Annotated in this window: 11 protein-coding genes; 7 read left to right on the forward strand and 4 right to left on the reverse strand. The window is 71.6% G+C overall.

The annotated features are described in order from the left end of the window. The first annotated feature begins 40 nt into the window (after positions 1-40). The 4 genes from CVS47_RS03125 (at position 41) to CVS47_RS03140 (ending at position 6,065) form a co-directional block, all read left to right on the forward strand. Complete coding sequence (locus tag CVS47_RS03125) at positions 41-1,531, forward strand: DNA-3-methyladenine glycosylase 2 family protein (RefSeq protein WP_127097166.1); 1,491 nt, start codon at positions 41-43, stop codon at positions 1,529-1,531. Further along, positions 1,528-2,049 (forward strand): methylated-DNA--[protein]-cysteine S-methyltransferase, encoded by a 522-nt coding sequence (locus CVS47_RS03130; RefSeq protein ID WP_127094777.1) that lies wholly within the window; start codon positions 1,528-1,530, stop codon positions 2,047-2,049. Before CVS47_RS03125 ends, CVS47_RS03130 begins: the two co-directional genes overlap by 4 nt. Positions 2,050-2,430: 381 nt before the next feature. Then, a complete protein-coding gene (locus CVS47_RS03135; protein WP_127094778.1) occupies positions 2,431-4,251 on the forward strand; it encodes an ABC transporter ATP-binding protein in 1,821 nt (606 codons plus the stop codon). Next, complete coding sequence (locus CVS47_RS03140; RefSeq protein ID WP_127094779.1) at positions 4,248-6,065, forward strand: ABC transporter ATP-binding protein; 1,818 nt, start codon at positions 4,248-4,250, stop codon at positions 6,063-6,065. Before CVS47_RS03135 ends, CVS47_RS03140 begins: the two co-directional genes overlap by 4 nt. A gap of 58 nt (positions 6,066-6,123) precedes the next feature. Here the strand turns inward: CVS47_RS03140 and CVS47_RS03145 are convergent, their stop codons facing one another. Then, entirely contained in the window at positions 6,124-6,579 is a 456-nt protein-coding gene (locus CVS47_RS03145; RefSeq protein WP_127094780.1) for a GNAT family N-acetyltransferase, read from the reverse strand. Between the two features lie 144 nt (positions 6,580-6,723). Here CVS47_RS03145 and CVS47_RS03150 point away from each other — a divergent pair, with 144 nt between their 5' ends. Further along, positions 6,724-8,943 (forward strand): NADP-dependent isocitrate dehydrogenase, encoded by a 2,220-nt coding sequence (locus tag CVS47_RS03150; protein WP_127094781.1) that lies wholly within the window; start codon positions 6,724-6,726, stop codon positions 8,941-8,943. Between the two features lie 59 nt (positions 8,944-9,002). Here CVS47_RS03150 and CVS47_RS03155 read toward each other — a convergent pair whose 3' ends face one another. From CVS47_RS03155 to CVS47_RS03165, 3 genes are all read right to left on the reverse strand, one after another. After that, positions 9,003-9,959, reverse strand: coding sequence for a BadF/BadG/BcrA/BcrD ATPase family protein (locus CVS47_RS03155; protein WP_127094782.1), 957 nt, complete (start codon positions 9,957-9,959; stop codon positions 9,003-9,005). A gap of 28 nt (positions 9,960-9,987) precedes the next feature. Continuing rightward, entirely contained in the window at positions 9,988-11,469 is a 1,482-nt protein-coding gene (locus tag CVS47_RS03160) for a L,D-transpeptidase family protein (protein WP_127094783.1), read from the reverse strand. A 123-nt stretch (positions 11,470-11,592) separates the two neighbouring features. Then, positions 11,593-12,090, reverse strand: a complete 498-nt coding sequence (locus tag CVS47_RS03165) for a hypothetical protein (RefSeq protein WP_127094784.1) — start codon at positions 12,088-12,090, stop codon at positions 11,593-11,595. 131 nt (positions 12,091-12,221) lie between these two features. Between CVS47_RS03165 and CVS47_RS03170 the strand changes: the two genes are divergently transcribed. Next, complete coding sequence (locus tag CVS47_RS03170; protein ID WP_127094785.1) at positions 12,222-13,415, forward strand: ROK family transcriptional regulator; 1,194 nt, start codon at positions 12,222-12,224, stop codon at positions 13,413-13,415. A 77-nt stretch (positions 13,416-13,492) separates the two neighbouring features. Then, the gene (locus CVS47_RS03175) at positions 13,493-14,755 is read left to right on the forward strand and encodes an extracellular solute-binding protein (protein WP_127094786.1); all 1,263 of its coding nucleotides are present in this window, start codon (positions 13,493-13,495) and stop codon (positions 14,753-14,755) included. Position 14,756 lies beyond the last annotated feature (1 nt).

Raw genomic sequence — 14,756 nt, forward strand, 5'->3', positions numbered from 1 at the left:
GTCGGGGGCGCGTGTCAGGCTGGATCCCGTGAGCCTCACCATGACCTTCGACGAGCGGTACCGCGCGATCGACTCGCGCGACACCCGCTTCGACGGGCAGTTCGTCACGGCGGTGAGATCCACCGGCATCTACTGCCGCCCCAGCTGTCCGGCGCGCACGCCGAAGGCCGCCAACGTCACGTTCTACGCCACGTCCGCCGCCGCCCACGAGGCCGGCTATCGCGCCTGCAAGCGCTGCCTCCCGGAGGCCGCGCCCGGCTCGCCGGAGTGGAACCTCCGCGGCGACGTCGTGGCCCGGGCGATGCGCCTCATCGCCGACGGCATCGTGGAGCGCGAGGGCGTGCCGGGGCTGGCCGCGCGCCTCGGCTACTCGCCGCGCCACCTGACCCGCCTCATCGCCGCCGAGCTCGGAGCCGGGCCCCTCGCTCTCAGCCGCGCTCACCGGGCGCACACCGCCCGCATGCTGCTCGTGGGCACCGAGCTGCCCGCGTCGGAGGTGGCGTTCTCGGCAGGGTTCGCCAGCATCCGTCAGTTCAACGAGACCGTGCGCGAGGTCTTCGGGATGCCGCCTCTCGAGCTGCGCGCGCGCCGTGCCGCCGGGCGGCCCGAGGCTCCCGCCGGCCAGCTCGACCTCGTGCTGCCCCATCGCGGCGAGCTCGACTCCGCCGGCCTCTTCGGCTGGATGGCCGCCCATGCGGTCGGGGGAGTGGAGTCCGGCAGCGCGCATCGGTTCGCCCGCACGCTGCGGCTCCCGGGTGGTCCGGCGTGGTTCGAGCTGCGCGTCGATGCGGACGGCCGCGTGCGCCTCCGCGCCCAGCTGGCGGCGCTCTCCGACCTTCCCGCGATGGTGACCCGCGCACGCCGGCTGTTCGACCTCGACGCGGATCCGGTCGCGGTGGACGACGCGCTGTCGCAGCATCCCGAGCTGGCCCCCCTCGTCGCAGCGGTCCCCGGCGTGCGCGTTCCGGGCGCGGTGGACCCGCACGAGATGCTCATCCGGGCGATGATCGGCCAGCAGATCTCGGTGGCCGCCGCCCGCACCGCGCAGACGCGGCTGGCCGATGCGCTGGGCGAGCGCATGCAGACGCCCCACGGGGAGGGCATCCTCTTCCCGACGACCGCCGCGATCGCCGAGCGCGGCCACGAGGTGCTGCGCGGACCCGCTGCGCGCGTGCGCTCGGTCATCGGCGCGGCCGCCGCTCTGGCCGAGGGCCGGCTCGATGTCGGCCCCGGCGACGACGGCGCGGAGCAGCGCGCGGCGCTGCTGGCGATGCCCGGGATCGGTCCGTGGACCGCGGACTACGTGCGCATGCGCGTGCTGCAGGACCCCGACGTGCTCCTGCCGGGCGACGTCGCGGCACGCGCCGGGGCGCTCGCCGCCGGCATCCCCGCGGACGCTGCCGGACTCACCCGCTGGGCCGCCCGCGCGGCCCCCTGGCGCAGCTACCTGATGGCGCACCTCTGGTACGCCGCGCCCGTCACGCGCGCGTGGCGGGCGACCCCCGACCCGATTCCGACGGAGGACTCATGACCGCGACCACCGCCACCGCCACCGCCACCCTGCAGACCGTCGCCACCCCCGACGGTCCGTTCACCCTCCTCGTCGACGAGGAGGGCCGGGTGCTCGCGTCGGGCTGGACGGCCGAGGCCGACGCCGTGCTCGCGCGCCTGCGCCCCGCGCATCGTCCCGTCGACGTCACGACAGGGACGACGGATGCTGCCGCCGCCGTCGCCGCGTACTACGCCGGCGACCTGACCGCGATCGACACGGTGCCGGTGCGGCAGTTCGGCACCGCGCTGCAGAGCGCGGGGTGGGACGCGCTCCGGGGGATCCCCGCGGGTGGGCCGCTCAGCTACACCGGGTTCGCCGCCGCGCTCGGACAGCCGAGCGCGGTGCGGGCCGCAGCATCCATCTGCGCCCGCAATGCGCCGGCGCTCTTCGTGCCGTGCCACCGGGTGCTGCGCACCGACGGCTCGCTGGGCGGCTTCGCCTGGGGCGTCGAGGTGAAGGAGAGCCTCCTCGCGCGCGAGTCCGCCGCCGCGCGCTGAGCGAGTCCGCCGCGCGCTGAGCGAGTCCGCCGCGCGCTGAGCGACGGTGCCGGCGCGGTCGAGCGAGCGAGCGCGGCGAGCCGAAACACCGCAGCCGGATACCGGCCGAGCTCTTGCGCGCCGGCAGACCCTGGGAATATCCTGGAGGGCTGTCGTCCGCGCCCCGCGGTCGCTGCGCGAAGGAGGATGACATGACCCTGATCACCATCACGCCGGTCCGCCCCCTCCCGCTCGTCTCTCGCGCGTCGCGCCACTGAGCGCGCGGCCGGCATATCGCCGGCGCGCCCAGCGTTGTCGCCCCCGGGCAGGAAAGCCGCCCGCCTCCGCGCGCCCGCCGACCCTTCCGCTCGCTCCACCCGCCTCACACGTCCCACAAGGATCATGACCTCCACTGCATCGCCGCCTCCGCGCCTGTCCACGCCGCGCGCCCTCGCGCGGCTCCTCCCCTTCGCCAAACCGGTCGTCGGCCGCCTGAGCATGGGCGCCGTCAGCGCGCTCCTGGCCTCGCTGCTCGCCCTGTCGATCCCGCTCGTGCTCGAGGTGATCGTGCAGGGTCCGATCGCCTCCGGCGACATCGGGCAGATCGCCTGGGGAGCTGTGGCCATCCTGCTGCTGGGCCTGGCCGAAGCCGGGCTGATCTGGCTCCGCCGCTGGTTCGTGCTGGCCCCCGCCACGGGCGTCGAGTACGACATCCGCCAGACCTTCTACTCGCGCCTGCAGCGGCTGCCGGTGTCGTTCCACGACCGCTGGCAGTCGGGTCAGCTGCTGAGCCGCATGATGCAGGACCTCAGCATGCTGCGCCGCTGGCTCGCCTTCGGGCTCGTGCTCCTCGTCGTCAACGTCCTGACGATCCTCGTCGGCACCGTGCTGCTGTTCCGCTGGCACTGGCTGCTCGGCACGCTGTTCCTCGTCTGCTCCCTGCCGCTGTGGTTCAGCGGCTACGTCTTCGAGAAGACCTACGGCGCACTCGCGCGCCAGAGCCAGGACCAGGCCGGCGACCTCGCCACCTCGGTCGAGGAGAGCGTCCACGGGATCCGCGTGCTGAAGGCGTTCGGCCGCGGCGCCCACGCGCTGAAGAAGTTCACGCGCCAGGCCGAGACGCTGCGCCAGACCGAGCTGCGCAAGGCCCGGGCCATCGGCATGATCTGGTTCTGGCTCGTCCTGCTGCCCGACATCGCCTTCGCGCTGTGCCTGGGGGCGGGCATCTACCTCGTGCAGCTGAACCAGCTGACGGTGGCCGAGCTCGTCGCGTTCTTCGCGATGGCCACGGTGCTGCGCTGGCCGATGGAGTCGATCGGATTCCTCTTCTCCTTCGCCCTCGACGCCCGCACGGCCACCGATCGCATCTTCGAGGTGTTCGACGAGGAGAACACGATCGTCGACCCCGAGAACCCACGCACGATCACCGAGCCGCGCGGCGCGCTCTCGTTCGAGGGCGTGCACTTCCGCTATCAGGACTCGGCCGAGACCGAGCGCGATCTCATCGACGGCGTCGACCTCGTGCTGGAGCCGGGGGAGACCATGGCCCTGGTCGGTCTCACCGGCTCGGGCAAGACGACCCTCACCACCCTCCCGACACGGCTCTACGACGTGACGGGTGGCCGGGTCACCCTCGACGGCGTGGATGTGCGCGACCTGACGCTCCATGAGCTGCGCCGGCACGTCGGCATGGCCTTCGAAGACGCCACGCTCTTCTCGCAGACCGTCCGGGAGAACGTGCTGCTCGGGCGCGAGGATCTCGAGCCCGGCAGCCCCGAGGCGGAGGCCGTCATGCGCGAAGCGCTCGCGGTCGCGCAGGCCGGCTTTGTCGAGGACCTCCCCGACGGCGTCGACACCGTCATCGGCGAGGAGGGGCTGAGCCTCTCGGGCGGTCAGCGTCAGCGTCTCGCGCTCGCGCGCGCGGTCGCCGCCCGTCCGGCCGTCCTGGTGCTCGACGACCCGCTGTCGGCGCTCGACGTCGACACCGAGGCGCTCGTGGAGGACGCCCTTCGCGAGGTGCTGTCGGCCACGACGGCGCTCGTCGTCGCCCACCGTCCGTCCACCGTGATGCTCGCCGACCGTGTCGCCCTCCTGGAGGACGGCCGGGTCACGGCCGTCGGCCGCCACTCCGACCTGCTCCGGGAGAGCGAGCACTACCGACACGTGATCTCGAGCCTCGAGACCGATGACGCCCGCCAGCGGGAGACGGAGGCGACGCGATGAGCGCCACGACCGTGACCGGCACGTCCGGTGAAGACCGCTCCGACTACACGCGCGACGAGAGCCGCGCCATCCGCCGCCGGTCGCTGCGCCTGCTCGGCTCGCTGGTCTCGCCGCTCACGTGGCAGCTCGTGCTCGCCGGCGCGGTGCTGATCGTCTCGACCGCGCTGCGCGTGGCGGGTCCGGCGCTGATCGCCTACGGCATCAACAACGCCCTGCCGGCGGTGGTGGAGCGGACCGACTGGATGCCGACGATCGGCGTGGTGGCGGTGTTCCTGTCCGCCGGTGTCGGCGGCGCAGCCCTGATCGGCTGGTACGTCGTCGTGGCAGCGCGCCTGACCCAGGCGGTGATGCTCGATCTGCGCAAGCGGATCTTCCTGCACACCCAGCGGCTGAGCCTCGAGTTCCATGAGTCGTACACGTCGGGCCGCATCATCTCCCGCCAGACCAGCGACCTCGACACCATCAAGGAGCTGCTGGACGGCGGACTGAATGAGCTCGTCTCCGGCATCCTCTACGGCGTCTTCACGCTCATCGCCCTGCTGCTGCTCGACTGGCAGTCGGGGGTCATCCTGCTGGTGATGGGCCTCCCGCTCTACCTGCTCATGCGGTGGTTCTACACGCGCTCGCAGCGCGTCTACCGGGAGTCGCGCGTGATCAGCGCTCAGGTCATCGTCAAGTTCGTCGAGACGATGACCGGCATCCGCGCCGTGAAGGCGTTCCGCAAGGAGCGTCGCAACGACGACGAGTTCGGCGCGCTCGCCGCGGACTACCGCGAGGTCAACATGCGCTCGATCCGGCTCTTCGGAACCTTCGAGCCCGGCCTCATGGCCGTGGCGGCCGTCTCGGTCGCGCTCGTGCTGCTGTGGGGCGGTCTGCGCGTCGTCGACTCCTCGCTCCTCATCGGAACCCTGCTGGCCGCCGTGCTCTACGTGCGCAACTTCTTCGCCCCGCTGCAGGAGGTCGCGTTCTTCCTGAACTCCTACCAGTCGGCCACGGCGGCGCTCGAGAAGGTGTCGGGCGTGCTCGAGGAGGAGCCCACCGTGCCCGATCCGGTCACGCCGGTCGACCTGTGGACCTCGCGCGGCCATATCCGCTTCGACGGCGTGCGCTTCGGCTACAACGCGGCGACGACGATCCTGCCGGACTTCACGCTCGACATCCCGGCGGGGCAGACCATCGCCCTCGTGGGCACCACCGGCGCCGGCAAGTCGACGCTCGCGAAGCTCGTCTCGCGCTTCTACGACCCCACCGAGGGCAGCGTGACGCTCGACGACATCGACCTGCGCCGGCTGCACCCGAAAGACCTGCGGCGCGCGATCGTCATGGTGACGCAGGAGGCGTACCTGTTCAGCGGCACCGTCGCCGACAACATCGCACTCGGCAAGCCCGACGCGACGATGGACGAGATCCGCGCGGCCGCGCGGGCGGTGGGGGCGGACACCTTCATCGAGGCCCTGCCCGACGGCTACGACACCGACGTGAACAAGCGCGGCGGACGTGTCTCGGCGGGACAGCGCCAGCTGATCTCGTTCGCCCGGGCGTTCCTCGCCGATCCGGCGGTGCTCATCCTCGACGAGGCCACCGCCTCGCTCGACATGCCGAGCGAGCGGATGATACAGGACGCCCTGCAGACGCTGCTGGCCGACCGGACGGCCATCATCATCGCCCACCGGCTGTCCACGGTCGCCATCGCCGACCGCGTACTGGTGATGGAGCACGGCCGCATCATCGAGGACGACACGCCCGCGGAGCTCATCGCCGGCGACGGCAAGTTCGCGCAGCTGCACGCGGCCTGGCGCGAGTCGCTGGTCTAGGAGAGCGGATGCCCCGGCTCGCGTTTCTGCGCGGGTCGGGGCGTTCTACGTCCCGCCGTCAGATGCGGGTCTCGGCGACGACCTCGCCGTACGGCGTCTCCCCCACGGGGGTGAAGCCCACCCGCTGGAAGAACGCCTCCGGGCCGTCCTCGCCCGATTCGTAGACGACGTCGACGTGGTCGAAGCCGCGTGCCCGCGCCTCAGCGAGGAGCCCGTCCACGGCGAAGCGGCCGATGCCGCGGCCCTGCTCGTCGGCGTCGACGTTGATGCGCCACAGCACGGAGCGGAAGTGCTCCTCGGGGTGGTCGGCGTCGAAGTTCGCGCTGACGAAGCCGAGGACGCTGCCGTCCTCGTCGATCACGACGCGCTGCCACGTCGTCGTCGGATTGACGACTGTGGCCGCGACCCCGTAGCTGACGGGGGAGAGGTACTCCTCCTGGCCGGGTTTCAGCGACATGTTGTTCACCGCCACGATCGTGGCGGCGGACAGTTCGACCAGGCGCAGTTCACCCATGCGGACAGGCTAGCGCCCCGGCCCCTCCCGCAGACAATCCCGACACCATTCGTCATAGGACGTTCATCAGGGAAAGTATCTCGATATCAAGATACTTTGCCTCTTTGCGATAGGCTGGCCGAGAACTCGAACGGAGACAACCTGGTGACCGAATCGACCATCATCTACACCTACACCGATGAGGCGCCCGCGCTGGCGACGGCCTCGTTCCTGCCGATCGTGCAGGCGTTCGCGCGCCCCGCGGGTATCGACATCGAGACCCGCGACATCTCTCTCGCCGGACGCGTGCTGGCCGCCTTCCCACAGAACCTGACTCCCGAGCAGCAGGTGGGTGACGCGCTCGCCGAGCTCGGCGGCCTGGCCACCCTGCCCGAGGCGAACATCATCAAGCTGCCGAACATCTCCGCGTCGATCCCGCAGCTGAAGGCGGCCATCGCGGAGCTGCAGGCTGCCGGCTTCGACATCCCCGACTACCCGGACGAGCCGCAGTCCGTCGAGGACAAGGACGTCCGTGCCCGCTACGACCGCATCAAGGGCTCCGCCGTGAACCCGGTGCTGCGCGAGGGCAACAGCGACCGTCGCGCACCGCTGTCGGTGAAGCAGTACGCCCGCAAGCACCCGCACCGCAACAAGCCGTTCCCCGCCGGCTCGAAGACCCGCGTGGCCACGATGGGCCATGACGACTTCCGCTCCAACGAGAAGTCGGTCGTCATCGCCTCGGACGACGTGCTGAGCATCCAGCACGTCGCCGCCGACGGCACCGTCACCCCTCTCAAGTCCGGACTCAAGGTGCTCCCCGGCGAGATCGTCGACGCGACCTTCCTCTCGGGGTCGGCGCTGGACGCGTTCCTGGCCGAGACGCTGGCGGCCGCGGCATCCGAGGACGTCCTCTACTCGGTGCACCTGAAGGCCACGATGATGAAGGTCAGCGACCCGATCATCTTCGGGCACGTGGTGCGGGCGTACTTCGCCGACGTGTTCGAGCGCTACGGTGACGCCATCGCCGCTGCCGGACTCACCGCCAACGACGGACTCGGCGCCGTGCTCGCCGGTCTCGGCTCGATCGAGGGCGGTGCGGAGATCGCCGCCGCCATCGAGGCCGACCTCGCCCGCGGACCCCGCCTGTCGTACGTCAACTCCGACAAGGGCATCACGAACCTGCACGTCCCCTCGGACGTCATCGTCGACGCCTCCATGCCCGCGCTGGTGCGCAACGGCGGCAAGCTGTGGGGCGTCGACGGCGCCGAGGACGACACCCTCGCCGTCATCCCCGACTCGTCGTACGCGAGCGTGTACCAGACGACGATCGACGACGTCATCGCGCACGGCCCGCTCGACCCGGCGACCATCGGCACCGTGCCGAACGTCGGACTCATGGCCCAGGCGGCCGAGGAGTACGGCAGCCACGACAAGACGTTCGAGATCGCGAGCGACGGCGTCGTGCAGATCCTCGACGGCGCGGGCGCGGTGCTCATCGAGCACGAGTTGCACCGCGGCGACATCTGGCGCGCGACGCAGACGAAGGACATCCCCGTCCGCGACTGGGTGAAGCTCGCCGTCGGCCGTGCCCGCGCGACCGGTGCGCCGGCCGTGTTCTGGCTCGACGCCGACCGCGCCCACGATGCGAAGCTCATCGAGAAGGTCACCACCTACCTCGCCGAGCACGACACCGAGGGGCTGACGATCACGATCCTCCCGCCGGCCGAGGCGACCCAGTACTCGCTGGACCGCCTGCGCACGGGCGAGGACACGATCTCGGTCACCGGCAACGTGCTGCGCGACTACCTCACCGACCTGTTCCCGATCCTCGAGGTCGGCACCAGCGCCAAGATGCTGTCGATCGTCCCGCTGCTCGCCGGCGGCGGGCTGTTCGAGACCGGCGCGGGCGGCTCCGCCCCCAAGCACGTGCAGCAGCTCGTGGCCGAGGACTACCTGCGCTGGGACTCCCTCGGCGAGTTCTTCGCCCTGGCCGCGTCGCTCGAGCACCTCGCGACCTACACGGGCAACGTGCGGGCCCAGGTGCTGGCCGACACGCTGGATGCCGCGACCGGCACGTTCCTCGAGAACGACAAGTCGCCCGGCCGCGCGCTCGGCACGATCGACAACCGCGGAAGCCACTTCTACCTCGCCCTGTACTGGGCGCAGGAGCTGGCCTCGCAGACGGCCGACGCCGACCTGGCCGCGACCTTCGGGCCGGTCGCGGAGAAGCTGGCCGCCGACGAAGAGGCGATCGTCGGCGAGTTGCTGGCCGTCCAGGGCCGCTCGGTCGACATCGGCGGGTACTACCGTCCCGACCCCGAGCTGGTCGAGGGCGTCATGCGCCCGTCGCAGACGCTGAACACGGTCATCGACGGCATCAGCTGACACGACGACACGGGTGAGGGGCGGATGCTGCGGCATCCGCCCCTTCTCCGTCTTCGCTGTCAGGCCGTGGTCGAGCGCCCGACGAGGGCGGCGAGGGGATGCTGCGGCGACAGGTCGACGAGCCGCTCGACGCCGTCGATGCCGTGACCGCGCGGCGGCACGAGCCGGGAGCCGGCCGCGGTGACGGCGGCCTCGAACGCCGCGCGCAGCACGGGGGAGCCGAAGACCCCGCCGATCGCGCACACGTCGGCCGCGTCCTCCGCCTGCTCCGTCCGGCGCAGCGCGGCCGCGGCGCTCGCGGCCAGCTCGGCGGCGGCGCGCCGGGAGATGGAGATCGCGACGTCGTCGCCGTCGAGCGCCGCCCGGGCGACGGGTTCGGCGAAGGCGGCGACCACGCCGACCTTGCCCGGATCGGACTGCAGATCGATGTAGGCGTCGGCAAGGTGCGGCCACCGCGCGCGCACGGCGTCTGTCAGCGCAGTGGGTGATCCGCGGCCGTCGAATGCGCGCATCACGGCGTCGAGCGCCTCGCGCCCGATCCAGTAGCCGCTGCCGGCGTCGCCCATCAGGTAGCCCCAGCCGTCCACGCGGGCGACGGCGGCGCGGCCCACGGCCAGCGTCACGACTCCCGTGCCGGCCGCCACGACGACGCCCTGCCCGTCACCGAGGGCCCCCAGGAACGACGTGGTCGAGTCGTGCGCCATCACCACCCGCGCGACGCCCGTGCCCGCCAGGAGCTGCCGCAGGGCGTCGGGATCGGCCTCGGCGTCGGTGAGCCCGGAGACGCCGGCGGCGACGACGTCGACGGCGACGTCGGTGCGCTCCAGCTCCGCCCGGACGACGGCGGCGAGCTGCGGGAGGAGCGGGGCGTCGGTGCGGATGCCGGGGTGCACGGCGTCGCGGGACGTGCCGGCGGTGCGCGCCTTGATGCCCGTCTGTCCGGCGTCGAGGGCGATCGCGAGCACGCGACCCGCGGTCGCGCCGTCGGCGGGCGCGGCGAGCGGATCGGGTGTCACACGGTCACGATAGCCGGTGGCCGGAGGCTCAGTAGTAGACGGAGACCTCGGTGCCCAGCGGTGCCCAGTCGTACACGTACTGCGCGGCGTCGATGGTCATGTTGATGCAGCCGTGGCTCATCGGATTGCCGAAGTTGTTGTGCCAGTAGGTGCCGTGGAAGGCGATGTCGCCGTTGAAGTAGCTCACGTACGGCACATCGGGCGTGTAGTAGTGCGGCTCCTTGGTCAGGTCGCGGTTGCCCATGCCCTGGATGCGCACGTGCGCCTGCATGCGGAAGTCGCCGGTCGGGGTGTCGTTGGGTGTGAGGCCGGACGAGACCGCCCAGGACTGCACGACGGCGTTGTTCTCGAACAGGTACGTGCGCTGCGCGCTGAGGTCGACCTCGATGCGGCGGGCGAGCGTGGTCGTCGTGAACGGCACCTCGGACACGGCCAGCGGGTAGACGCCGTTGCCGTCGGCGAGCTGCGTGGCGAAAGCACCTGCGACGCCGTCGGTCGAGTCGAGCGCACGCCCGACGACGCCGGCGGTGAGGTCGCTCAGGGCGTTGCCCGACGAGTCGGTGATGACGGTGGCGTTGACGACGTCGCGGTTGACGGCGGCGGCGAGGCCGTCGACGGTCGGCTGGATCGCGGCGGCATCGGCGGTGACGGTGAAGTCGCCGTTCTCGGCCGGCGTGACGGTGAGCCAGGAGGCGGCGACAGCTCGGTCGACGGGCACGGTGCGCTCGTCGCCGATGTAGAACCCGACGGTGTCGAGCACGCCGTTGAGCTTGTCGGCAGTCGCCTGGGCCAGCTCCGTGGTCGTCGACGAGTCGATGGGCACCAGGGCCGGCGCGAGGTCGATGCTGGTGGCGCCGCTCTCGAACGCGTCCTGCAGGGCGCCCTGCACGGCGGCGACGTCGACGCCCTCGCCGGACTGGGCGGCGGTCACGGCGAAGGACGCCGTGTTCGCGTCGAAGGCCACCTGAGCACCGACGGGCTCGCTGTAGAGACCGGGAACAGCCTCGCGGAGCGCCTCGGTCGCCGTGGCGGGGTCGACGGTCACGGGTGCGTCGATGGGCGCGGCGAACCACGCGGTGGGGTTCCACATCGGGTTCTGCGCGAACGCGGCGTCGGCCAGGGCCTGCGCGTCGACCGTCGCGCCGAGGTCCGCGCCGCTGACGGCGACGTCGCCGCCGGCTCCGGTGAGCACCACCGTGGTCTCGGCGAGCCGGTTCTGCACCGCCTCAGCGGCGGACCCGGGGGTCATGCCGCCCACCGGGACGCCTGCGATGGCGGATCCGGGCGCGATCAGCACGAGGGACGCGGCGACGAGCCCGACGACGGCGGCCGCCGCGGGGATGCCGATCCACAGGCCGAGGTGGCGCTTCTTCGGCGCCGGCTCGGCGGGAGCCCATTCGTACCCGAATGCCGCGCCGTCACCGCCGCTCTGAATCGGCGTCGTAGGAGCGTCGGAGGGAACGCCGGAAGGCGCCTCGTCGGCATTCGGCTTGGTTGCCAGATCGGTCACGCCATCACCCCCGTGCTGTGAACCCGAATCTCTATGGTAAGGGACGCAGGGATCGGCGCGTACAACGGTCGCATCACGACCCCGCGGAGCGTGAGCCGACATCGCGGCGTCCGCTCACCAGGCTCAGCCGTTGTCGGCGCAGATGTCGGCGAAGCGCTGACCGGTCTCCTGGAACTGCGTGCCGAGGTCCGTGAGGTCGCCGACCTTCGACATGTCTCCGTCGGCGACGGAGCGCATGATGCCCGAGGCCTGCGTGAACATGTCCTTCAACTCGGGGACGACGGCGGCGACCTGGTCGTTGGTCACCTGCGCGGAGATCGAGGTCAGCTGCTCCGCCGCGGCGGTCATGCTGTCGGCGACCGCGCCGGGGTCTTCGGCGCTCGCCGACTGGAAGTCGTCGGTCGCGGCGCTGATCGTCTGCTGCACGAGCGCGCAGGCGTCGGCGGTCGACTGGCCGCCGTCGCCGGCATCATCGCCGGAGGTGGCGGGGGCCGACGCGCCGGCACTGCCGGACACCGCGGGAGCGGCGGTGGGGGAGGCCGTGCAGGCCGTCATCCCGAAGACGGCGGTCGCGGTCAGCGCGAGGGCGGCGCAGAGATGGGCGGTGCGGGTGCGGCGCATGGTGGCCCCTTTCGTCGCGTTCCAGCCTACGTCGCGGGCTGTGAGTCGGCCGGGTAACGAATTCGTAAAGAGTCCGAGCAAATTCGCCGGAACGCTTGTGCGGGCGGGATTCGTAAGGTCTACTAACAAACATGTCTCCCGCCGATCAGAGCCTGCCGACCGCGACGCTCGAGCCGGCCGTGCCCGCTGCGCGGACGCGCTCTTTCGGCTCCGGCCGTGCCCTGCGCCAGGGCGGAAAGGTGCTCCCCGAGCACGCCCGCGGGCACAACCGGTCGCTCGTGCTCCAGACCCTCTTCCACGAGGGCGCGATGAGCCGCGCCGACCTCTCGCGCGAGACGGGGCTGACCCGGGTGACGATCTCGGATCTCGTGTCGGAGCTGATCGACGACGGCTTCATCGCCGAGAAGGGGATGCGCGAGGCATCCGGCCCCGGAAAGCCCGCGATGCTCGTCGATCTCGACCGCGACGGCCACCGCATCGTCGGTCTCGACCTGTCCGGCGCCGACGTCTTCATCGGAGCCGTCCTCAGCCTCGACGGCGAGATCGTCCACCGCGCGGAGGTCCCCGTGCCCGACGGCAGCGACGAGGTGGTCGCGACCGTCGTGGACCTTGCCCGCGGGCTCGTCGACCGGGCCGATGCCCCCGTGCTCGGCGTCGGCGTCGGCACCCCGGGTGTGGTCGACGACCGCGGTGTCATCCTCACGGCGCCGAACCTCGGCTGGGCGGGCTTCGACCTCGAGGGCGCGCTGCGCGCGGCCCTCCGTCTGCCGGTGCTGGTCGCCAACGACGCCAACGCCGCGGTGCTCGCCGAATACACCTTCGGGGGTGCGGCCGACGACGTCCTGCTGGTGAAGGTCGGGCGCGGCGTCGGCTCGGGGCTGCTGGCCTCGGGGCAGCCGATGCGCGGCGCCCGCTTCGCGGCGGGGGAGATCGGCCACGTCACCGTCGGCACGGACGGCGGCCCGGTGTGCGTCTGCGGCAAGATCGGATGCCTCGAGGCCTGGCTCTCCGTGCCCTCGCTGACCCAGCGTCTCGCCGGTGCGGGCGACGCCGAGCGGGAGGGCATCCTCCGCGACGCGGGCGAGCGCCTGGGCATCGCGCTGGCGCCCGTCGTCGGCGCCCTCGACGTGACGGAGATCGTGCTCTCCGGACCCCTCGATCTGCTGGACGGTCCCCTCGCGGACCAGGCCGTCCAGACCCTCCGCACGCGGACGCTCGCGCGTTTCCACGACGGCGTGAGCGTGCGGATGACGCAGCAGGGCCAGGACATCGTCCTGCGCGGTGCTGCCGTCATGGTCCTCTCGGGACAGCTGGGCGTCTCGTGAGGACGGGGCCGATCCCGGCCCCGCATCCCCGGGCGGACCGACCGGTCCGCCGCACTCCATGAGAACAAGGAAGTCACATGAACAAGAAGCTCGGAGCCCTGGCTCTCCTGGGTGCGTCCGCGGTGGCGCTGGCGGGATGCTCGGGAGGCGCCGGCGGCGCGTCGAGCGCGGCGGCCACCGGTGACCTCACGGTCTGGCTCGTCGGCACGGACACGCCGCAGGACGCCCGCGACTACCTGAAGAAGACCTTCGAGGACGAGCACCAGGGATGGACGCTCACGATCGAGGAGAAGACCTGGGCCGACACCAGCGACAACTACATCGCGGCGCTGTCCTCCAACGACGCCCCCGATGTGGTCGAGGTGGGCAACACCCAGGCGCCCGGATTCATCTCGCAGGGCCTGTTCGCCGACCTCTCCTCGGTGCAGAGCGCCCTCGGCGGAGACGACCTGCTGCAGAGCTTCGTCGAGCTGGGCTCCGAGGACGGGACGCTGTACGCGGCGCCCTACTACGCCGGCTCGCGCGTGGTCTTCTACTCGCCGTCGATGTTCACCGGCACGGTGCCCACCACGCTCGACCAGTACGTCGCCGACGGCATGGCGATGAAGACCGAGACCGTCTCGGGCATCTACGCCCCCGGCAAGGACTGGTACAACGCGCTTCCCTACATCTGGGCGCACGGCGGCGAGATCGCGGTGAAGGACGGCGACGCCTGGGACGCGCAGTTCTCCAGCCCGAAGAGCATCGCGGGCCTCGAGCAGCTGCAGGAGGTCTACCAGAAGGCGAACAACGCGCCGGCCGACGCCGACGAGACCGACCCGCAGGTGCCGTTCTGCGCCGGCGAGGTGGGCTTCCTGTCCGCCCCCGCGTGGATGAAGGGCTCCGTGCTCGCGGCCGCCGACGCCAAGGCGCCGGGCTGCCCCGACACGTACGGCAAGGACCTCGCCGCGTTCGCGCTGCCCGGCATGACCGCCGGTGAGGTCGCGCCGGTGTTCGCAGGCGGCTCGAACATCGCCGTCGCGGCCAAGAGCGACGCCAAGGAGATGGCGACCTCCGCCCTCGAGATCATGCTGTCCGAGGGGTACCAGAAGATCATGGCCGAGAACGGGCTGATCCCCGCGCTGAGCTCGTTCGCGACCTACCTCCCCTCCGACGAGATCACCACGCAGGCGGCCAAGGCCGCGTCGGGCTCGAAGGCTGTTCCCGCCAGTGCCAACTGGTCCGAGGTCGAGTCCGCCGGCGTCATCAAGGACGCCCTGGTCAAGATCGCGCAGGGCGAGGACGTCACGACCATCGCCGAGGGACTGGACTCGCAGATCGAGGCGATCCTCAACAAGTAGG

Origin of the sequence: Microbacterium lemovicicum, from assembly GCF_003991875.1 — a bacterium.
Taxonomy (GTDB): Bacteria; Actinomycetota; Actinomycetes; order Actinomycetales; family Microbacteriaceae; genus Microbacterium; species Microbacterium lemovicicum.

Bases quoted from the DNA above. Each gene is read 5' to 3' on its own strand.
- CVS47_RS03140 (WP_127094779.1), top strand. From the start codon at position 4,248: ATGAGCGCCACGACCGTGACCGGCACGTCCGGTGAAGACCGCTCCGAC.
- CVS47_RS03145 (WP_127094780.1), bottom strand. From the start codon at position 6,579: ATGGGTGAACTGCGCCTGGTCGAACTGTCCGCCGCCACGATCGTGGCG.
- CVS47_RS03135 (WP_127094778.1), top strand. From the start codon at position 2,431: ATGACCTCCACTGCATCGCCGCCTCCGCGCCTGTCCACGCCGCGCGCC.
- CVS47_RS03175 (WP_127094786.1), top strand. From the start codon at position 13,493: ATGAACAAGAAGCTCGGAGCCCTGGCTCTCCTGGGTGCGTCCGCGGTG.
- CVS47_RS03170 (WP_127094785.1), top strand. From the start codon at position 12,222: ATGTCTCCCGCCGATCAGAGCCTGCCGACCGCGACGCTCGAGCCGGCC.
- CVS47_RS03165 (WP_127094784.1), bottom strand. From the start codon at position 12,090: ATGCGCCGCACCCGCACCGCCCATCTCTGCGCCGCCCTCGCGCTGACC.
- CVS47_RS03130 (WP_127094777.1), top strand. From the start codon at position 1,528: ATGACCGCGACCACCGCCACCGCCACCGCCACCCTGCAGACCGTCGCC.
- CVS47_RS03125 (WP_127097166.1), top strand. From the start codon at position 41: ATGACCTTCGACGAGCGGTACCGCGCGATCGACTCGCGCGACACCCGC.